Genomic DNA, 18,860 nt, shown 5'->3' on the forward strand with positions numbered 1-18,860 from the left:
CGCACGGGGTAACATATCGCATGGGATGAGTATTTTGTGAGTTTCACTGCAAATCGCGCGCCCTTAAAGGGTCGGATAGCACATTCGTGATATTTATTGGATATGACCCAACAGACTGCTGAACACGTGGGCGCCGCGCTCCGGGATGCCCGGGGCGAGAAGGGCTGGACCCAGGGACGGCTGGCCGCCGAGCTGGGAACCAGCCAGAGCGCCATCGCCCGGATGGAGCAAGGCAAGCAGAACCTGAGCCTTAAAATGATCCACCGGCTCGAAGCGATCGTCGGCCGCAGCATCGTCGAGGTCGGACGACCGCAGATGACCCACCTCCGGGTGGAGGGCGGACGTACGCTCTCCGGCGCGGTGGACGTCAACAGCAGCAAGAACGCCGGCGTCGCCCTGCTGTGCGCCAGCCTCATCAACCGCGGCACCACCGTGCTGCGGAGGCTGGCGCGGATCGAGGAGGTCAACCGGATCGTCGAGGTGCTGACCAGCATCGGCGTCGAATGCACCTGGCTCAACGCGAATGACCTGCAGATCCGCCGCCCCGCAGTCCTGGACCTCGACTCGATTGACGTCGAAGCCGCGCGCCGGACCCGGAGCGTCATCATGCTCCTGGGACCGCTGCTCGATGAGTCCAGCCAATACCGGTTGCCCTACGCCGGCGGCTGCGACCTCGGCACACGCACCGTGGAGCCGCACATGCAGGCGCTGCGGCAGTTTGGCCTCAGCGTCGAGGCGAAGTCCGGTTTCTACAGCGTCCAGGCGCCGCGGTCGGACGGCCGGGACCGGACCTTTGTGCTGAGCGAGCGGGGCGATACCGTGACGGAGAACGCCATCATGGCTGCAGCCCACCGCCGCGGCAGCACGGTAATCCGCAACGCCAGCCCCAACTACATGGTCCAGGACCTCTGCTTCTACCTGCAGATGCTGGGCGTGCAGATCGACGGAGTGGGCACCACGACGCTGAAAATCGTCGGACGCCCGTCGATCGACGCCGATATCGAGTATTTCCCGTCCGAGGACCCGATCGAGGCGATGAGCCTGATTACCGCCGGGATCGTGACTAACTCGGAAGTCACGATCCGCCGGGTCCCGATCGAGTTCATGGAGATCGAACTGGCGACACTCGAGCAAATGGGACAGCAGCTGGAGGTTTCGGCGGAATATGTCGCCCGTAATGGCCGGACCAGGCTGGTGGACGTCACCACCAAGCCCTCGGAGCTGCGGGCTCCGGAGGACAAGATCCACCCGATGCCGTTCCCCGGCCTGAACATCGACAACCTGCCGTTTTTCGCCGTCATCGCCGCGAACGCGCAGGGCCAGACGATGATCCACGACTGGGTGTACGAGAACCGGGCCATCTACCTGACTGAGCTGAACAAGCTCGGCGCCCAGGTCCAGCTCCTGGATCCGCACCGGATCTACGTCAATGGGCCCACCAAGTGGCGGGCCGCGGAAGTGGGCTGCCCGCCGGCCCTGCGCCCGGCCGCGTGCCTGCTGCTGGCCATGCTCGCCGCGCGGGGCGTCTCCGAGCTGCGCAACATCTACGTGATCGAGCGCGGCTACGAGGACTTGGCCGAGCGGCTCAACACCATCGGCGCCAAGATCGAGTATTTCCAGGACTGAACCGTCTGACCGCCGGGGTAGCGCGCCGGGACGGGTGCTGAGGACAATAGGTGCATGCGCACCTTTGGCGTCGAGGAGGAGTTGCTGATCGTGGACCCCGCCACCGGGGTCCCGCTGGCGCTGGCCGATGCATTGCTGCGGAGTCTGAAGCCCGCTCCTGCCGCAGCGGAACCGGCCCACGAAGAGTCGAGCTTCAGTCTTGAGCTCAAGCTGGAGCAGATTGAGACCCAGACGGCGCCGTGCCTGGATTACGGCGGGCTGCTCCAACAGATCCGGCAGTCCCGCGCCTTTGCGGACCAGGCCGCCCGCGTCCTCGGCGCCAGAGTTGCGGCGCTGGCCACGTCGCCCCGGGCGTCCGCCACCCACACCACGCCCAAGCCGCGGTATGCCACCATGCAGCAACGCTTCGGCCTCACCGTGCGGGAGCAACTGACCTGCGGTTTCCACGTCCACACCGGCATCGATTCCCCGGAGGAGGGTGTGGCCGTCCTGGATCGGATTCGGGACAAACTGGCGGTGTTGATCGCAATCAGCGCCAACTCGCCGTTCTGGAACGGTGCGGTGACCGGCTTCGAAAGTTACCGCACGCAGGCGTGGAACCGCTGGCCGGCGGCTGGACCCTCCATGATCTTCGGGAGCCTTGCCATGTACCGGCGTGTCGTCTCCCGGCTGCTGGAGACCGGGGTGCTCTTTGACGAAGGCATGGTCTATTTCGACGCCCGCCTGGCCCGCTATCACCCCACCCTGGAGGTCCGGGTCGCGGATGTCTGCCTGCGTGCTGAAGATGCGGCGCTGATCGCTGTGCTGGTGCGCGCCCTCGTGGAGTCCGCCAGCAGGGAGTGGCGCGACGGCGTGGATCCCGCCCCGGTGCCGACGGTGCTGCTGAAGATGGCCGCCTGGCAGGCTAGCAATTGCGGATTGCGCGGCAAGTTGCTGGATTTCGGCAGCTTCCGCCCGGCGCCGGCGGACGAAGTGCTTTACGCGCTGTTGGACTTCCTGGCGCCCGTCCTCGCGGAGCAGGGGGAACTGGAGCTGGCGCGGGGCGGCGTGGACCGGGTCCTGGCCAACGGAACGGGTTCGCAGCTGCAGCGCCAGGCACTCCGTGCATCCGGGCTGGACAACCCCGCCGACGATGCCGGGCTGGCCGCCGTCGTCGCCCATGCCGTGCGCGTTACCCTGCACGGCGCGGACGCCGAAGCGGCCGCGGAACCGGCCCCCGTGCTGTCGCGGGTGCGCCGAGGCTAGGCGGGCTTGAGTTAGACCTGCTCGAGCGACTGCCGGAGGTCACGGATCAGGTCCTCGACATCCTCCAGGCCCACCGAGAGACGTACGACGCCGTCGCTCAGCCCGATCGCGGCCCGCCCCACCGGCCCCATCGCACGGTGCGTCGTGGTGGCCGGATGGGTGATCAGCGACTTGGAATCACCGAGGTTATTGGAGATATCGATGATCCGCAATGCATCCAGCAGCGCGAAGGCGGCTTCCTTCGCCGAACGCCCGGCCGGGGGCGCAAGCTCAAACGTGAGCACGGTGCCGCCGGCTTTCATTTGCCGGGCGGCCAGTTCGTACTGCGGGTGCGAGGCCAACAGCGGGTACCTCACCCAGCCCACGGCCGGCTGCTCCTCAAGCCATTGGGCAAGCCGCAGCGCGGAGGCCGAGGAATGGTTGACCCGCAGCGCCATGGTCTCCAGGCCTTTGCTCAGCACCCACGCGTTGAAGGCGGAGAGCGCGGGGCCGGTGTGGCGCATGAGCTGCTTGACCGGGCCCTCGATGAACTCCTTGCTGCCCAGGATCGCGCCGCCGAGAACCCGGCCCTGACCGTCGATGTGTTTGGTTCCGGAGTACACGATCACATCCGCGCCCAGCTCGCCGCAGCGCTGCAGCAACGGGGTGGCGAAGACGTTGTCGACCACTACGGTGGCGCCGGCGGCGTGCGCCAGTTCGCTCACGGCCGCGATGTCCACGATTTCCTGCATCGGGTTCGACGGCGACTCGAAAAACACCGCCGTCGTTGGCACCGCCAGCGCCGACCGCCACTGCTCAAGGTCCGGGCCGTCCACAAAGATAGCCTCCACCCCCCAGCGCGGCAGGATCTCATTGAGGATGACGAAGCAGGAGCCGAACAGTGACCGGGCGGCGACGACGCGGTCGCCCGCGGCCAGCAGCGCCCCAAGGGCGGTGAATACCGCGGACATGCCCGACGCGGTGGCGAAGCATGCCTCGGTCCCTTCCAACAGTCGGAGCCGTTCCTGGAAGGTGGCTACGGAGGGGTTGCCGTAGCGGGAGTAGACGAAGCGTTCGTCCTCGCCGCTGAAGGCCCGCTCCGCGGCGGCGGCGGATTCGTAGACGAAGCCGGAGTTCAGGAAGACCGGCTCGGTTGTCTCCTGGAACCCGGTACGGTCGAGGCCGCCGCGGACGGCCTGGGTTTCGGGGCTCCAGCTCAGGGCATCGGGATTAAAACTCATTTCGTGCTTCCACCGCTGGTGGGGAGGCCACGGTTTTTCCAGCCGTTCACGGTGCGGGCCCCGGACCGGTCAGGTTCGCCCTCGAAGCCCTCCAGCACGTTGTAAGCGGTGTAGCCGGCCGCGGCAGCGGCGTTCGCGGCGGCGACCGAGCGCACGCCGGAGCGGCACAGGAAGACGAGTTCGGCGTCGGGTGCGGGTGCCTGCTCTCGAAGCTGCGCCAGGAACTGCGGGTTGGGGGTTCCTCCGGCGAGGTTCCACTGGACGAACAGCGGATCCCGCCGGCTGTCGGTGGCCGATGTGGTGACCGGTACGCCGACCTGTTCCCATTCCGCCTTGGTGCGAACGTCCACCAGCGTGGCGCCGGCGCCAAGTTTGGCCCAGGCCTCCTGCGGGGTCAGGTCTGCGGCGTAGCTCATGCGCGGCACTCGCCGTCGGCGCCGGCGATTGCTGCCGGCAGCACCACGGCCTGGGCAACGATCACGGCGCTGCCGTCGAAAGTTGCGGCGGGGCTGCCGTGCAGGACATAGCCCTCGGCCAGCGCGGCCGAAACGCGCTCGCAGAAGCTGCGGTCATCGGGACCGGTGAACAGGCGGTAGGCCAGTCGTTCTCCGGCGGCCGCTCGGGGCACGGCAGGGGCGGGGGCTGTGCCGGGCACAGCGGGTGCGGACGCGTCAGGCATGACGGAACTCCTTACTTCACGCTTGCAGCTCGAATGGTCGATTGCCGAGTTTTCACCTGAGGCACCCCGCCGCGAAAGGGAGGGTTGCCGCCCGGCAAGTCAGGGCTTGGCGCCGGGGCTCATTACTCACAAAAAATCTAACACCGACGACGGCGGCAGCCACCGCCGCCGTCGTCATGTGAGGTCACGTGGCACGGGGCCCGCGGCATTCCGGGACACAGGCCCGGGCAGCTCAGTAGTACCTGAACCGCGTGTGGGGGCCCAAGGCGCATATTCGGGTAGCCCCTACTCGGGCTATCCGATAGGTCTCTCATTTTTACTGAGGGGACAAGTCCATCCACCAGTTTTGTCCGGTGCAGCACTGGGGCGGCCGGAACTTCAACGAAGGAATTGGATTTTTATGGTCACTATTCACCAACAGGACCCGCTGTGAAGCCCCGCGCGCTCGTCACGGGCGCCGGCGGGCCGGCGGGACAGGCCATCACGACCCAGCTCAAAGCGCGGGGTGTTCCGGTCCTGGGTACCGACATCCGTGAGCTTCCGGAAGGCGCGGGCGTCACCGTGGTCCGCGTACCCGAGGCATCGGACCCGGAGATGGTCCCGGCGCTCCGTCGGCTGGTGGCCGTCGAAGACGTCAACCTCGTCATTCCCACCGTCGGCGAGGAACTGCCGCAGTTGGCGGCCGCCCGGGCCGGGTTCGGCCCCGACGTCCGCGTCGTCATCGGCGACCCTGGGCCGGTGGCGCTCGCCGGCGACAAGCTGTATACCGCCTGGCAGTTGCAGTCGGCCGGTGTGCCCGTCCCCCGGTTCGGGGTTCCGCGGGACTTCGCCAGCGCGGACGCCGCCATGGAAGCCCTGGGCGGCCCGGTGGTTGTCAGGCCCCGAACCGCCGGGGGCTGGCGCGGTGCGATTTTCGTCGACGGCAGCGGGGAAGTGGACTGGCACCACCTGCCGACCGGCCAGATCGTGCAGGAATTTATTCCGGGAACCGAGTACGGTCCGATGGTTTTCGGAACACCGGCGCACAACGCCGCGCCGCCGTTCGTCATTGTGGTCGAAAAAACGGAAATGGCCCACGGGATCGCCGGCAATGCGTCGGCTGCCCGCAGGGTCGAGGCGGGGGAAGCCATCGACGCGGGGAATGCGGCGCTGGCCGCGGTCCGCGTGCTGGGGCTGACCGGCCCGGTCGACGTCGTTGTCCGGCGCCGTGCGGACGGGACCCCGGTGGTGCTCGAAGTCAACGCCCGGTTCGGCGCCAACAGCGGGCTCGTCCCGGAGCTGCTCGACGCCGTCCTGGCATCCTTCGCGCTGCCCTCCTTCAATCCGGGATCCTTCCGGCAGGCTCCGGCGGCGTATGCCCATGTCGCTGTGGTTTGAGATCCGCGGCGCCCTGCGCCGCCGCGGGGAGCCCACCCTGCTGGACGAATGGCCCGCGGTGTCGATCATCGTCGCGGCCTTCAACGAGGCGGGCGTTATCGAGGACTGCGTGCGGTCCATCCAGCTGACCAGCTACGACCGCTACGAAGTGGTGCTGGTCGATGACGGCTCCACCGACACCACTGCCGAACTGATGCGCGGCCTTGCCGGGGCCGATCTCCGGATCAAGGTCCTCGGCCAGGCCCACGCCGGCACGGCCGCTGCCTTGAACCTGGGCCTGCGGCACGCCGCGGGCGAGGTTGTGATGCTTGTCGACGCGAAGGGCGTCCTTTCCCGGCACACCGTCAAACGGATGCTCCAAGGCTTCGGTGACTGGCGCACCGGTGCGGTCTGCGGTGACCGGTGGCCGGTCAAGCTGGACCGGCTGCTGACTCGGAAGGCGGCGCTTAACATCCGGGCCTATCGCCGGTCCGTGCTCGAGGACGCCGGGCCGTTCCGGGAAGACACAGCGGACGTGCGGTCGGACCTAACCCGGCGGGTGCGCCGTGCCGGGTACCTGGTAGGCTCCGCGCCTGGGCACTGGGACTAGCGCGGCACCACTGTCCTCCTGCCCTGCAGTATGACGCGGCCTTCGCAGTGCCAGCGGACCGCATCGGATAGCGCTTTGCACTTCCGTGTCCCGCCCGGCCGCCACCCGTTCGTCGGGGCCGAAGGTGTGGTTTACCTCCACCACCTGCTGGGAGAGGATGGGCCCTTCGTCGAGTTCCGCGTCGACGTAGCGGGCGGTGGCACCGACGGTGAAGCCGAACGGGCCGCGGAACTGGCCTTTGAGCACGTCACCAGCTTCGAGAAAACCATCCGCCGAGTGCTCTAGGCGGCGGGCCTAGGGTGCCAGCCGGGCCGGGCGCGGGGCGGGCGACGCGGCGGCAGCCGCGACGATGTGGAGGGTCAGCAGCCGGCCGGAGGTTCGCGGGTCCCCGCCCAGCAGGGCCTGGATCTTGTTTAGCCGCTTGTGCATCGTCTGCCGTTCAACGTTCAAGGTGAGGGCCGACGCCGTCGTGTTGCATCCCGAGTCGAGCCAGCACAGCAGGGTTCCCAGCAGGGCGGTGCCGTGTTTGCGGTCCCAATCCAGCACTTCCGCCAGGCTCGATTCCACGTAGGAGTCCAAGAAGCCGGGATCGGGCACAGAATCCAGGATGCGCTGGCCCAGAAAGTCCATGGCATCGAGTACCTCGCCCGCGGCCGGCGCCCCGAGCCGGATTGTCTCCTGCGCCTCAACGTAGGAATCATGGGCGCGGAGCCCATCGGCCACGGTGGGGCCAAAGGCCGCGTAGGCTTCGGAGCCGTCAACAGCGGACCGCGCTGTCCGGAGCAGCGCGTCACGCGCCGCGTGGGCGTCTTTGCGGGCCACGGCGCACAATACCGCCCGCTCGCCGTCCCGCTGGTGGGACTTGACGTTAACTCCCGCCAGACGCAGTGCGCGTTCGACGGCGGAGAAGTTGGCGTCCCGGCCCGACGTCCGGAAGACCGCCACCACCGCGGCCTGGCCTGGCTGAAGTCCGGCCTGTAGCCAGAGCTGCCGGATGGTCGCGTCGTCGCCGCCCTCGATCACCGATTCCAGCAGGCGCGCGTCGGCGACCTGGGCCGGCGTCGGACGGAAAGCCTGTGCGAGGGCCAGAGCAAGGATGCCGGAGAGCCTGTCGGCAGCAAGCTCAAGCAGGAAGGGATCCTGCGACGCGGAACGGAGCGTCAGCTGGGCGGCCAGTTGGCCGCCGACGACGATACCGGCCACGGCTTGGCATCCTTCGTCTTTGCCCGGACCGGCCGGGCCGGCGGCACCGACGTCGCCGAAAGCACTGCCGGCGCGGCCGAGCGGTGATCCATCCGGCGCCGTCAGCGATACCTCCGCGTCCAAGGTCGTGGCCAGCATCTCGAGGATGACCGGGAGGTTCGGGCCCCTGTCCGTGATCTGGCGGGCAATCCGTCGGGAGGCGTCGTCGACCACTACGTGGGCGGCGGCCTGCTCGTTGACCACCCTGCGGTTTACTGCCTCGGCGACGTCGACAAAGGGCACTACCGCGCGCAGGTCAATCAGGGGCAGCCCGTACTGGTTGGCCGCGGCAATGAGCCATTCCGACATCGGTGCACCCTGGCCCGCCGTCTGCAGGGCCAGGGCCGCAATATTCCGTCCCGCCAGGCTGCGGATGTAGTCCTGCTGCTCCTGCGCGGGCAGGGCAAGCAACGCTTCCCCGCCGGAGAGCAGCAGCTCCCCTCCGCGCAGAAGGGGGGCAATCTCCAACACTTCGCTTGAGTGAACCCAGCGGACAACACGTTCCAGGGTGCCGGGCACGCTGCTGCGCACCACCGGGTCCGCTGCGGACAACGGCTGGGAATCGAGGACTTCTGCAAGCGTGATCATGGTATCCAAACGGTCAGCGGGCGACGTTTCGTCACCTGATATCAATTTAGTGTAATCAAAAAGCATCTAGTTTGTGGCCTGCGTCACCAATAGGCTGAAAGAACCTTCCGTTCTGCATCACAACGTAGTGAATCGAGACGCGCATGAACCTAGCTCAGCCACGGTCTCCCGAAGAGGCGACCGTCGAAGTAGAAGACGTCCTGCAGCCCATCCCGGAATCCGCACGGACCACAAAACTTTCCGGCCAGTTCTGGATCTGGGCGGGCGCCAACGTAGCCCCCATCAACTGGATCCTCGGGGCCCTCGGTATCCAGCTGGGCCTGGGTCTGGGCGACACCCTGCTGGTCCTGATCGTAGGCAACCTCATCGGCATGGCTGGCTTCGGCTTCTTCGTCATCCTCGGCCAGCGGACCGGTGCGACCGGTATGTTGCTCGCCCGGGGCGCCTTCGGCCGCCGCGGGGCCTACCTGCCGGCCGCCATCCAGGCGACCATCGCCATCGGCTGGTCAGCCGTGAACACCTGGGTCATCCTGGACCTGATTCTGGCACTTTTTGGCATGATCGGCTGGGTTGACCCCAGCCAGCAAAACATCCTGGTGCGCATCGTCGTCGCCGCCGTCATCATGACCGTCCAGGTGGCCATCTGCTACCGCGGCTACCGCGCCATCTCCAAGTTCGAGCGGATCACCATGCCGCCCACCATCCTGGTCCTGGTGGGCATGTCCATCGTTGCCTGGACGCAGCTGGACATCAACTGGAGCTACGCCGGGCCTGCCGGCGCAGTCCTCGAGGGGATGCCGCGCCTCGCCGCGATGTCCGGCATCATGACCGTCATCGGCATCGGCTGGGGAATCGGCTGGTTTACCTACGCTCCCGACTACTCCCGCTTTGTCAGCCGCAAAGTCAAGCCGTCCAAGCTGTTCCTGGTCAGCGTCCTGGGCCAGTTCCTGCCCGTTGTCTGGCTCGGCATCCTCGGCGCCAGCCTCGCCACCAAGAACGGACAGGCGGATCCAGGCCAGCTGATTGTCTCCAACTTCGGCAGCCTGGCCATCCCGGTCATCCTGCTGGTCATCCACGGCCCCATCGCCACCAATATCATCAACCTGTACACGTTCGGCGTCGCCTTCCAGGCCCTGGATGTCAAAATCTCCCGGCGCAAACTGTCGATCATCGTGGGAATCCTGTCAATGTTCGCTGTCATCGGCTTCATGTTCGCCGAGGACTTCGCGATGATCCTTGACTCCTGGCTCGGCGCCATCGTGGCCTGGGTGGCCACCTGGGGAGGCATCATGGCCGTCCACTACTTCATTTTCGAGCGGCACCACAAGGACTTCTCCTACCTGTTCCTTGATTCGAAGAAGACCACCCTGAAGGCAATCAACCCCTCGGCGTTCATCGCCTTCTTCGCCGGCATCGTCATGACCTGGATGTTCATGTACGGCGGAGTTCCGGCCCTGCAGGGCCCGATCGCCACGGCCATGGGCGGCATCGATCTTTCGTGGCTGGCCGGGACCGTGACCTCGTCAGCCATCTATTTCGCCCTCGGCTACCCGCGCTTCCGGTCGCGGATCCGGGCCGGCGTGCCCCTCGGCATCCGCCTCGACCTGGAGGACGACGCGGTGCTCGCAGAGCACGGCGACGCCACAGAAGAAAAGCTCCACGAGCCGGAGCCTGCCCGCCTGCCTTGATAGCCGGCCCGCCTGCCTTGATAGCCGGCCCGCCTGCCCTAGAAACGCGCACAAACTTTTCACCATCAACACGCAAAGGAATACCAGTGACCCTCTCCACCACCGCCCTTGCCTCCTCCATCTCCGAGCTGGAGCGCCTGAAGGTCCTGCACAACGGACAGAAGGAAAAACTGACCTTCTCCGATGCCGAGTTTGAGCTCCGGCTGTCCGGGCTGCGCCGCATCATGGCAGAGAAGGACCTCGACGCCGTCGTCCTGACCAGCTACCACTCCATCAAGTACTACTCCGACTTCCTCTTCACCTACTTCGGCCGCTCCTACGCCATGGTGGTCACCAAGGACGACACCGTGACCGTCACCGCCAACATCGACGCCGGCATGCCCTGGCGGCGCAGCTACGGCGAGAACGTCGTCTACACGGACTGGCGCCGGGACAACTACATCTTCGCCATCCAGGAGGCCCTGCGGACCCGCGGCATCAGCCCCCGCCGGCTCGGCGTCGAAGACGACTCGCTCCCGCTGGACAACCGCAACAAGATCCAGGCGGCCTTTGCCTCGGCCACCCTGGTGGACGTCGCCCAGGCAGCCATGCGCCAGCGGATGATCAAGTCCGCCGAAGAAATCGACGTCATCAAGCACGGTGCGGGCATCGGCGACCTGGGCGGGGAGGCCATCCGCAACGCCATCACCGCCGGCATCACCGAATACGAGGTTGCCCTGATCGGCACCGAAGCCATGGTCCACGAAATCGCGCGGACGTTCCCGGATTCAGAGATCCGGGACACCTGGGTCTGGTTCCAGTCGGGTATCAACACCGACGGCGCCCACAACTGGGCCACCACCCGCAAGCTCCAGGAACACGACATCCTGTCGCTGAACTGCTTCCCGATGACCTCCGGCTACTACACGGCCCTGGAACGCACCCTGTTCTTCGGCGAACCCGACGCCCGCTCCCTGGAGCTGTGGAACATCAACGTCGAAGTCCACCGCCGCGGCCTGGAACTCATCAAGCCCGGAGCCGTCTGCAAGGACATCGCCGCCGAACTCAACGAGATCTACGTCGGCCACGGTCTGCTCGCCAACCGCACGTTCGGCTACGGCCACTCCTTCGGCGTCCTGAGCCACTACTACGGCCGCGAAGCCGGACTCGAGCTCCGCGAGGACATCGACACCGTACTGGAACCGGGCATGGTGGTCTCGATGGAGCCCATGATCACCGTCCTGGACGGCCAGCCCGGCGCCGGCGGCTACCGCGAACACGACATCCTGGTCGTCGGCGAGGACGGCGCGGAAAACATCACCAAGTTCCCCTTCGGCCCCGAACACAACATCATCAGCGCCTGAGATACCTAAAGGGGCGGCGGCCCCTGGCCGCCGCCCTTTACACGCCGCACTTCCTGAGGAGCACCACCAGCATGGACAAGTCAGTATTTCTGGAAGACCTGGACGCCTTTGCCTACCGCGAAGCCTTGGCCTCCGGAGAAGCGATCGTCCTCATCCCCGTCGGGTCCCTGGAGCAGCATGGACCGCACCTGCCGCTCGGCACGGACACGATTCTGTCCTCGCGCTTCGCGGAGGGGGTGGCCCGCCGACTGGGCGCCCTTGTGGCACAGCCTATTGCCTACGGGTACAAGTCCCAGCAGAAGTCCGGCGGCGGCAACCACCTCTCCGGTACCACCAGCCTGGACGGCGAAAGCCTCATCAAGGTGGCACGCAACCTAGCCAAGTCCTTCCTCAACCAGGGCGTCCTGCACGTGGTCTTCGTCAACGGCCACTTCGAGAACTACCAGTTCCTGTACGAGGGAATCGACTTGGCCCTGGAGGACCTGAGGATCGGGCCCGGGGCCGAGCAGAGCGTGCTGCTGCTGTCCTACTGGGACTTTGTCAGCCAGGACACGCTGGGCCGGGTCTACCCCGACGGCTTCCCGGGCTGGGACATCGAGCACGGCGGGGTCCTGGAAACCTCGCTCATGCTGCACCTTGAACCTGGAAGGGTTGCCATGGGCCGGTTGGTTGACGGTCCTGCCGCCGTCCTGCCGCGCTTCGACCGGCTCCCCGTGGTGCCGAAGCGGACGCCGGCCACCGGTTGCCTCTCCTCCGCTGCCGGGTCCAGCGCGGCCAAGGGCGCCCTGCTCTACGGTCAGGTCGTCGACGACCTGACCGCCGACCTCTCCGCCGAGCTGGTCCGCGAAGCCGTGGCCGTTCCGGCTTAGGGGGACTGCCGCGGCCGCTGCGGCTACCCGACCGTGGCGAACAGTTCGTTGAGCTCGGCGGTGAGCTGGCGGCGGAGCTCGGGGGTGCCGATCTCCTTGCCGTCGATGTGGTTCACCGGCGCGAGCAGCCGGATACTCGAGATGAGCCAGACGGCGTCGGCGTCGTACAGGTCGGCGGGTACCAGCGGGCCGTAGCCCAGCTCCCACCCGGCGGCCTTGGCCGCGGTGAACAGCGCGCCCTGCGAGGTACCCGGGAGGATCCCGCTGTCCAGCTGCGGGGTGATCAGCCGGCGCACGGTGCGGACTCCGCCCGCGCCGTCGTCGCTGGTCTCCAGGTGCGCCAGCAGCACCGTCGACGTCGGTCCCTCCAGGACCCGGCCGTCGGCGGAGGTGAAGATGACGTCATCCGCGCCCTGGTGGTGGGCGTACCGCAACGCCGCCATATTGACCGCGTAGGACAGTGTTTTGGCGCCGAGTAGCAGCCACGGCGCGCGTTCACCCACCTCGCTGTCATAACCGCGGTCCAGCAGGATGACGTCGATGCCGGTCTCGCGCTGCCGGCGGCCGGCGGCGGGCGGCGGGGAGGCCTGCACCCAGCAGCTCGGCGTGCCGGCACCCTCGACGCCGCGGGTGGCGAGCAGCTTCACCACCACCTCGTCCGGCTCGCGGGAGTCGTTACCGGAGACGCCGGCCTGCCCGCGGAACTCGCTGATGGCGGTCCCGATGGCGCGGCGCCAGGCGTCCTCGGCCGGGACGTCCAGTTCCAAGGCGCGGGCGGAACCGGCCAGCCGGTTCAGATGGGCCGCCAGCTTGCGCGGCGTTCCACTTACGGCCAGTAGCGACTCAAAAACGCCGTCGCCGCGGGTCGCGCCCTGGTCCGTCGCCATCAGCTGGGGCTTGGAGGAGTCGGCGATGCGGCCGTTCTCAAAGCCGGGATCAAGGAACACCAGCACCGTTTTGGGGGCCGGAACAGAGGCGGAGGAAGTCATGCCTTCAGCTTAGTGCGGCGCACCGGGATAGGATTTCCGGGTTGCCCGTTCCGGAACTGTCCGCGGGTCCGGAACCTGAAGGGGTTTGCCTGTGCTGTGGCCATTTTCGCTGGTGGAGACACTCCCGTCCTGGGTGGTCCTGATCCTGACCCTCATCGACCTCGCCATCCGGGTGCTGGCCCTGGGTATCATCCCGGGTAACCGTCGCCCCACCACCGCGATGGCGTGGCTGCTGGGCATCTTCTTCGTCCCGGTGCTGGGCCTGGCCCTGTTCCTGCTGTTCGGCAATTTCCGGCTTTCACGCCGCCGCCGCGCGCAACAACATGCGGTGAACACCCGGGTCCGGGCCGTCACCTCCGAACTGGCCGCGGCCGAAAGCCGGTACGACGGACCTGAATGGGTGTCCTCGGCCGCGGAACTGAATAAGACCCTCGGCTCGCTGCCGATGGTGGACGGCAACAGGGTGGAGCTGCTGCCGGGCTACCCGGATTCCATCCAGGCGATGGCTGCCGCGGCCCGGGAAGCCAAGTCCTTCATCAACGCCGAGTTCTACATCATGAGTTCAGACCACATCACTGACGAGCTGCTGACTGCCCTCGAGGAGGCCGCCGAGCGCGGCGTCGAAGTCCGGATCCTGTTCGACCACCTCGGCACGCTGCGGATCAAGGGCTACCGCAAGCTGATCTCGCGGCTCAAGGCCAGCAAGATCTGCTGGCGGCCCATGCTTCCGCTTCGCCCCGTGCACGGCCAGTGGCGGCGGCCGGACCTGCGCAACCACCGCAAGATCATGGTGATCGACGGCGAGGTGGCCTTCACCGGCTCGCAGAACCTGATCGAACCGTCCTATAACAACCCGCGGCACCGCAAGGTGGGCCGGGAGTGGGTTGAGCTGATGGCCTGCATGCGCGGCCCGATTGTCACCACGCTGAACGTGGTGTTCGCCACCGACTGGCTCAGCGAGACCGACGAGTCGCTGGAGCACCAGTTGGCCCATCAGCCCGAATCCGCGCCGGGCCAGGTCACCGCGCAGGTGGTACCCAGCGGCCCCGGTTTCAGCACCGAGAACAACCTGCGCCTGTTCAACACGTTGATCTACTCCGCGCAGCACAAGCTCTCGATCTGCAGCCCGTACTTCGTCCCGGACGACTCGCTGCTCTATGCGGTAACGACGGCGGCCCAGCGGGGCGTCGACGTCGAGCTGTTCGTCTCGGAAAAAGGCGACCAGTTCCTGGTCCACCACGCCCAGCAGTCCTACTATGAGGCGCTGCTGGAAGCCGGCGTGCGGATCCACCTCTATAAGGCCCCGTCTGTGCTGCACGCGAAGCACTTCACGGTGGATGACAAGGTGGCTGTGCTGGGCTCGAGCAACATGGACATGCGCTCGTTCTCGCTCAACCTGGAGGTCTCCGTGATGCTGCTGGGCGAGGACATTGTGCAGAGACTGCGCGCCGTGGAGGACACCTACCGCGGCATATCGCGCGAACTGACGCTTGAGGACTGGATGAAGCGGCCGATCGGCGTTAAATATGTGGACAACGTCGCTCGGCTGACCTCCACCCTGCAGTAGCCCGGTGGCCCGGCACTAGCCTTGCGGGAAACCCGCGCCGAGCGTGGAGAGCACTCCGAAGGCCTTGGTCCGGATCTCCTCGTACTCCTCATGCGGCGAGGAGTCGGCGGTGATGGCCCCGCCGACGCCGAGGCTCAGGGCTGAGCCGCCGTCCGTGCCGGGGGCCACGACAAGAGTCCGGATCGCCACCGCGAGGTCGGTTGCGCCGTTGAGTGAGAAATAGCCGATGGCCCCGGAATAGACGCCGCGCGGTGCGGCCTCCAGCCGGTCCAGGATCGCCATGGTGCTGACCTTGGGTGCGCCGGTCATCGAGCCGGCCGGGAAGCAGGCCGCCACGGCCTCGGCCCGCGGCATCCCGGGCCGGAGCTGCGCGTCGATAGTGCTGACCATCTGGTGGACCGTGGCATAGCTTTCGATGGCACACAGCCGGCTGACCGAGACGGAGCCGGGTACCGCAAAGTGGCTGAGGTCGTTGCGCAGCAGGTCCACGATCATGATGTTCTCGGCCCGGTCCTTGGGCGAGGATTCCAGCTCGCGGCGCAGCAGTCCGTCCCGGGCGGCGTCCGCGTCCCTCGGCCGGGTGCCCTTGATCGGTTCGGCCCGCATCGCGCCGTCGGCCCCGATCCGCAGGAAGCGCTCCGGCGAGGTGCTGGCCACGGTAACCTCCGCCAGGCGCAGGAAGCTGGCGAACGGCGCCGGATTGCTCCGCCGCAGCGCCAGATACGCCTGCCACGGATCGAGCTGCCCGAACACCGCGGTGGCCGTCAACGCCGTCGTGAGACAGACCTCGTAGCTGTTGCCCTCGGTGATTTCGTGCTGCGCTGCGGCGATCTTGGCCTTGTAGGCGGCCTCGGTGTCCCGCGCGCTGAAGTCCGGCGCGGTGGTGCCTTCCGCAGGCAGCCCAACGCCGCCGCCGCCCGGATTGCGGCTCCCGTCCGCTGCCGCGACGGCGGCGCGGGCTGCGGCCAGCCAGTCCCCGGCCTCCGGAGTGTCCAGGGTCAGCAGCCAGACCGCGCCTTCCAGGTGGTCCAGGACGACGGCGCGGCCGGCGAAGATCAGGCACGCATCCGGGGTGGGGGAGGCGACGTCGCTGCCGCCGGTTTCGCGCTTGAGTTCGTAGCCGAGGTAACCCAACCAGCCAAGGGTGAACTCGCAGGAATAGCCTTCGGGGGCGCGCAGGTCGGCGCCACCCCAGGCGCCGTCCAGCCAGCGGAAGAACGTGCCCTCGGTTTTTACGGTGGCGTTGCCGACGCTCACCCAGGTCCGGCCGGAACGGTGCCGCACGGACTGGCCGTAGCTGCCGCCGTCGTCCGCCAGGATGCTGAAGCGGCTGCGTTCGGCGGCGCCGCCGGCGTGGACTGCGCCACCGGTTGCCTGGTCCTCGGTCAGGGAGGAATCAAGCCACACCGCGTTCAGGGAGCTGCCGCAGAGCGCCTCGAAGAGCCGGGCGGCTTCCGGCGCGGCGTCGATCCGCTCAGCCCGGAGCTGCAGCCCGCGGCGGCTCGAAAGCTCGGGCAGCAGAACACGGGCGAGGGCCGGCAGGTACTGGAGCGCCTGCAGGACCTCCGCCGGTGCGGCCCCGTCGGCGAGGTTGAGCAGCCGCACGTCGGCCCGGGCGGCCACGTCGTCGATGGCCAGCCACTCGTCTTCCTGCCCGGCCCACTGCTCCCAGTACGGTTCGTAGGTCTCGCCGTCGCGGGCCAGGGCACGGGTGCGGCGGTCCTGGTCGGGGGAGTCGGCCCAGATCACGGCGTCCAGGAAGGGCGCGGCGGCCGCGGCGGCGGCACCCACCCCCTCCACCAGAACAATTTCGGCCGGCTGGGTGAGGCGGCTGGCGCCGTCGTAGTGCCGTTCCCAATCCCAGCTGACCCAGCGGGCAGGCTCGCCGCGGCGCAGCGGCGCAAGCACGGTGGCAACGTAGCGTTCGATCCCCGTTGCCAGGCCGTTCCAGCCGGGGTAGATGTCCTCGAGGTGGAACAGCGAGACCACGTGGTGTTCGCGGAGCCGGGCAGCGAGTTCGATGGCCAGTGTTGTCTTACCTGCGCCGGAGCGCCCGTCGATGGCGATGATGACGGGTATGGGGCTCATGAATTAGAGCGTACCCAAGGTAGCGTGGGCTTGGGCGGTCCGTGTCGTCGACGCGGCGACTTCTAAGGAGCCAGACATCAGCAGATCACACCGGACATCGAGGCATGAACCCGACACCGCAGTTGAGCTGAACCCTTTGTTCAGCCGGCCGGGGGAATCCACTGTTTTCCCGCGCTTTACGATTCCCGACGGCGAGTCCCTGCCCTCGACCGCCTATCAGGTTGTCCACGACGAGGCGATGCTGGACGGGAACTCCCGGCTGAATCTGGCCACGTTCGTGGGAACCTGGATGGAACCTGAGGCGTCGGCACTTTACGCTGAGACGTTTGATAAGAACATGATCGACAAGGACGAATACCCGCAGACGGCGCTGATCGAGACGCGGTGCTGGCGGATGCTCGCGGACCTCTGGAACGCGCCCGAGCCCGCCATCGCCATCGGCACCTCCACGATCGGTTCCTCCGAGGCCTGCATGTTGGGCGGACTCGCATTGAAGCGCCGATGGCAGCACGCCAGGCGCGCAGCCGGCCTCCCTGCGGACAAACCCAACTTGGTGCTCAGCTCCGCCGTGCAGGTGTGCTGGGAAAAGTTCTGCAACTACTGGGACGTGGAAGCCCGCTACGTTCCGGTCTCGAAGGAACACCAGATGCTTGACGGCCACGGCCTGGACGCCTATGTAGATGAGAACACCATCGGCGTCGTCGCCATCATGGGAGTGACCTACACGGGCGTGTATGAACCTGTCGACAAAATCTCGGCTGCCCTGGACGATGTCCAGGCACGCCGCGGCCTGGACATTCCGATCCACGTGGACGGCGCCTCCGGGGCCATGATTGCCCCCTTCCTGCAACCGGACACAGTCTGGGACTTCCGGCTCCCCCGCGTGGCCTCGATCAATACGTCGGGCCACAAATACGGATTGGTGTACCCCGGCCTCGGCTGGGTCCTCTGGAGGGACACGGAGGCGCTCCCGGATGACCTGATCTTCCACGTCAGCTACCTCGGTGGGGACATGCCGACCTTCGCATTGAACTTTTCCCGGCCCGGCGCCCAGGTTCTGCTGCAGTACTATCTTTTCCTCCGGCTCGGATTCGCCGGTTACAAGGCGGTCCAGGCAACATCCCGGGACGTTGCGCTCTACTTATCCGGGGAAATCGGGGCGATGGACTCCTTCACCCTGTGGAGCGACGGATCTGACATCCCGGTCTTCGCATGGCAACTCACCGACGGCCACACCAAAAACTGGAACCTTCACCACCTTTCCGAACGACTGCGGATGAACGGATGGCTCGTACCTGCCTACCCGCTGCCTGACGGGCTCAGTGAGATCACCGTGCAAAGGATTGTCGTTCGTAACGGCTTCACACACGACCTCGCCTCCAGTTTCCTGGCCGACTTGAAGAAGGCGGTCGCCTATCTGGACGCACTCACCGCGCCGATGCCCGCCGACGGGAAAACTCAGGCCTTCCACCACTAGCCAGCAAACCAAGGAGTCCCCATGTGCCGACTATTTGGCCTGCACGCCGGCCGCCGTCGGGTACGGGCTACGTTTTGGCTACTGGATGCCCCGGACAGCCTGTCCGACCAGAGCGCGCGCGAGCCGGACGGGACGGGGATCGGCACGTATGACGCGGAGGGCAGAGCCCGCGTGGCTAAGCCTTGATCCACCGATCCGCGGTTGGTCCTGACTGTTTGTCAGGGGCGGCCGCGGTTCTTGGTTTCGGGCATGGCGGATTCCCGGCCTCGCTGC

General features: G+C 67.0%; 15 protein-coding genes, 1 pseudogene and 1 riboswitch. Of the genes and pseudogenes, 9 read left to right on the plus strand and 7 right to left on the minus strand.

The features are described 5' to 3' along the window. The first annotated feature begins 102 nt into the window (after positions 1 to 102). Together ABIB14_RS12430 and ABIB14_RS12435 are read left to right on the plus strand one after the other, a co-directional pair. Positions 103 to 1,626, plus strand: coding sequence for a UDP-N-acetylglucosamine 1-carboxyvinyltransferase (locus ABIB14_RS12430; RefSeq protein WP_354236190.1), 1,524 nt, complete (start codon positions 103 to 105; stop codon positions 1,624 to 1,626). A 54-nt stretch (positions 1,627 to 1,680) separates the two neighbouring features. Continuing rightward, on the plus strand, positions 1,681 to 2,871 hold the full coding sequence (locus ABIB14_RS12435; RefSeq protein ID WP_354236191.1) for a glutamate--cysteine ligase 2: 1,191 nt from the start codon (positions 1,681 to 1,683) through the stop codon (positions 2,869 to 2,871). Between the two features lie 11 nt (positions 2,872 to 2,882). Here the strand turns inward: ABIB14_RS12435 and ABIB14_RS12440 are convergent, their stop codons facing one another. From ABIB14_RS12440 to ABIB14_RS12450, 3 genes are read right to left on the minus strand one after another with little or no spacing between them, the layout of a single operon-like run. Beyond that, positions 2,883 to 4,091, minus strand: a complete 1,209-nt coding sequence (locus ABIB14_RS12440; RefSeq protein WP_354236192.1) for an O-succinylhomoserine sulfhydrylase — start codon at positions 4,089 to 4,091, stop codon at positions 2,883 to 2,885. Further along, complete coding sequence (locus ABIB14_RS12445) at positions 4,088 to 4,507, minus strand: rhodanese-like domain-containing protein (protein ID WP_354236193.1); 420 nt, start codon at positions 4,505 to 4,507, stop codon at positions 4,088 to 4,090. The genes ABIB14_RS12440 and ABIB14_RS12445 overlap by 4 nt, the downstream gene beginning before the upstream one ends. Further along, on the minus strand, positions 4,504 to 4,770 hold the full coding sequence (locus ABIB14_RS12450; protein ID WP_354236194.1) for a DUF1737 domain-containing protein: 267 nt from the start codon (positions 4,768 to 4,770) through the stop codon (positions 4,504 to 4,506). Before ABIB14_RS12450 ends, ABIB14_RS12445 begins: the two co-directional genes overlap by 4 nt. Before the next feature lie 13 nt (positions 4,771 to 4,783). After that, a riboswitch (SAM riboswitch) is annotated at positions 4,784 to 4,897 on the minus strand. A 302-nt stretch (positions 4,898 to 5,199) separates the two neighbouring features. On the opposite strand from ABIB14_RS12450, the gene ABIB14_RS12455 reads away from it, so the two are divergent. Both ABIB14_RS12455 and ABIB14_RS12460 read left to right on the plus strand, forming a co-directional pair. Further along, the gene (locus tag ABIB14_RS12455) at positions 5,200 to 6,147 is read left to right on the plus strand and encodes an ATP-grasp domain-containing protein (protein WP_354236195.1); all 948 of its coding nucleotides are present in this window, start codon (positions 5,200 to 5,202) and stop codon (positions 6,145 to 6,147) included. Beyond that, complete coding sequence (locus tag ABIB14_RS12460; RefSeq protein ID WP_354236196.1) at positions 6,131 to 6,736, plus strand: glycosyltransferase family 2 protein; 606 nt, start codon at positions 6,131 to 6,133, stop codon at positions 6,734 to 6,736. The genes ABIB14_RS12455 and ABIB14_RS12460 overlap by 17 nt, the downstream gene beginning before the upstream one ends. Here the strand turns inward: ABIB14_RS12460 and ABIB14_RS12465 are convergent. Together ABIB14_RS12465 and ABIB14_RS12470 are read right to left on the minus strand one after the other, a co-directional pair. Further along, a pseudogene (locus ABIB14_RS12465) lies at positions 6,733 to 6,946 on the minus strand (formyltetrahydrofolate deformylase); the annotation flags it as partial. The gene ABIB14_RS12460 and the pseudogene ABIB14_RS12465 sit on opposite strands and share 4 nt — an antisense overlap. 84 nt (positions 6,947 to 7,030) lie before the next feature. Next, the gene (locus ABIB14_RS12470; protein ID WP_354236197.1) at positions 7,031 to 8,566 is read right to left on the minus strand and encodes a PucR family transcriptional regulator; all 1,536 of its coding nucleotides are present in this window, start codon (positions 8,564 to 8,566) and stop codon (positions 7,031 to 7,033) included. Positions 8,567 to 8,709: 143 nt separating this feature from the next. On the opposite strand from ABIB14_RS12470, the gene ABIB14_RS12475 reads away from it, so the two are divergent. From ABIB14_RS12475 to ABIB14_RS12485, 3 genes are all read left to right on the plus strand, one after another. Continuing rightward, entirely contained in the window at positions 8,710 to 10,254 is a 1,545-nt protein-coding gene (locus ABIB14_RS12475) for a purine-cytosine permease family protein (RefSeq protein WP_354236198.1), read from the plus strand. An 86-nt stretch (positions 10,255 to 10,340) separates the two neighbouring features. Then, on the plus strand, positions 10,341 to 11,597 hold the full coding sequence (locus ABIB14_RS12480; RefSeq protein ID WP_354236199.1) for an aminopeptidase P family protein: 1,257 nt from the start codon (positions 10,341 to 10,343) through the stop codon (positions 11,595 to 11,597). A 71-nt stretch (positions 11,598 to 11,668) separates the two neighbouring features. Continuing rightward, positions 11,669 to 12,466, plus strand: coding sequence for a creatininase (locus ABIB14_RS12485; protein WP_354236200.1), 798 nt, complete (start codon positions 11,669 to 11,671; stop codon positions 12,464 to 12,466). 23 nt (positions 12,467 to 12,489) lie between these two features. On the opposite strand, the gene ABIB14_RS12490 is transcribed toward ABIB14_RS12485, so the two are convergent. Continuing rightward, a complete protein-coding gene (locus ABIB14_RS12490; RefSeq protein ID WP_354236201.1) occupies positions 12,490 to 13,455 on the minus strand; it encodes an aminodeoxychorismate lyase in 966 nt (321 codons plus the stop codon). Positions 13,456 to 13,546: 91 nt separating this feature from the next. Here ABIB14_RS12490 and cls point away from each other — a divergent pair, with 91 nt between their 5' ends. Next, on the plus strand, positions 13,547 to 15,022 hold the full coding sequence (gene cls / locus ABIB14_RS12495) for a cardiolipin synthase (RefSeq protein WP_354236202.1): 1,476 nt from the start codon (positions 13,547 to 13,549) through the stop codon (positions 15,020 to 15,022). Positions 15,023 to 15,037: 15 nt separating this feature from the next. Here cls and pabB read toward each other — a convergent pair whose 3' ends face one another. Further along, positions 15,038 to 17,110 carry an aminodeoxychorismate synthase component I gene (gene pabB / locus ABIB14_RS12500; protein WP_354236203.1) on the minus strand — a complete coding sequence of 691 codons (2,073 nt, stop codon included), beginning with the start codon at positions 17,108 to 17,110 and terminating at the stop codon, positions 15,038 to 15,040. A gap of 76 nt (positions 17,111 to 17,186) precedes the next feature. On the opposite strand from pabB, the gene gad reads away from it, so the two are divergent. Then, entirely contained in the window at positions 17,187 to 18,587 is a 1,401-nt protein-coding gene (gad, locus tag ABIB14_RS12505; protein ID WP_354236209.1) for a glutamate decarboxylase, read from the plus strand. The last annotated feature ends 273 nt before the right edge of the window (positions 18,588 to 18,860 follow it).

Origin of the sequence: Arthrobacter sp. UYEF3 (assembly GCF_040546245.1) — a bacterium.
Lineage (GTDB): Bacteria > Actinomycetota > Actinomycetes > Actinomycetales > Micrococcaceae > Arthrobacter.

Coding starts and splice junctions, on each gene's coding strand:
- ABIB14_RS12430 (WP_354236190.1), top strand. CDS start 103: ATGACCCAACAGACTGCTGAACACGTGGGCGCCGCGCTCCGGGATGCC.
- ABIB14_RS12435 (WP_354236191.1), top strand. CDS start 1,681: ATGCGCACCTTTGGCGTCGAGGAGGAGTTGCTGATCGTGGACCCCGCC.
- ABIB14_RS12440 (WP_354236192.1), bottom strand. CDS start 4,091: ATGAGTTTTAATCCCGATGCCCTGAGCTGGAGCCCCGAAACCCAGGCC.
- ABIB14_RS12445 (WP_354236193.1), bottom strand. CDS start 4,507: ATGAGCTACGCCGCAGACCTGACCCCGCAGGAGGCCTGGGCCAAACTT.
- ABIB14_RS12450 (WP_354236194.1), bottom strand. CDS start 4,770: ATGCCTGACGCGTCCGCACCCGCTGTGCCCGGCACAGCCCCCGCCCCT.
- ABIB14_RS12460 (WP_354236196.1), top strand. CDS start 6,131: ATGTCGCTGTGGTTTGAGATCCGCGGCGCCCTGCGCCGCCGCGGGGAG.
- ABIB14_RS12470 (WP_354236197.1), bottom strand. CDS start 8,566: ATGATCACGCTTGCAGAAGTCCTCGATTCCCAGCCGTTGTCCGCAGCG.
- ABIB14_RS12475 (WP_354236198.1), top strand. CDS start 8,710: ATGAACCTAGCTCAGCCACGGTCTCCCGAAGAGGCGACCGTCGAAGTA.
- ABIB14_RS12485 (WP_354236200.1), top strand. CDS start 11,669: ATGGACAAGTCAGTATTTCTGGAAGACCTGGACGCCTTTGCCTACCGC.
- ABIB14_RS12490 (WP_354236201.1), bottom strand. CDS start 13,455: ATGACTTCCTCCGCCTCTGTTCCGGCCCCCAAAACGGTGCTGGTGTTC.
- pabB (WP_354236203.1), bottom strand. CDS start 17,110: ATGAGCCCCATACCCGTCATCATCGCCATCGACGGGCGCTCCGGCGCA.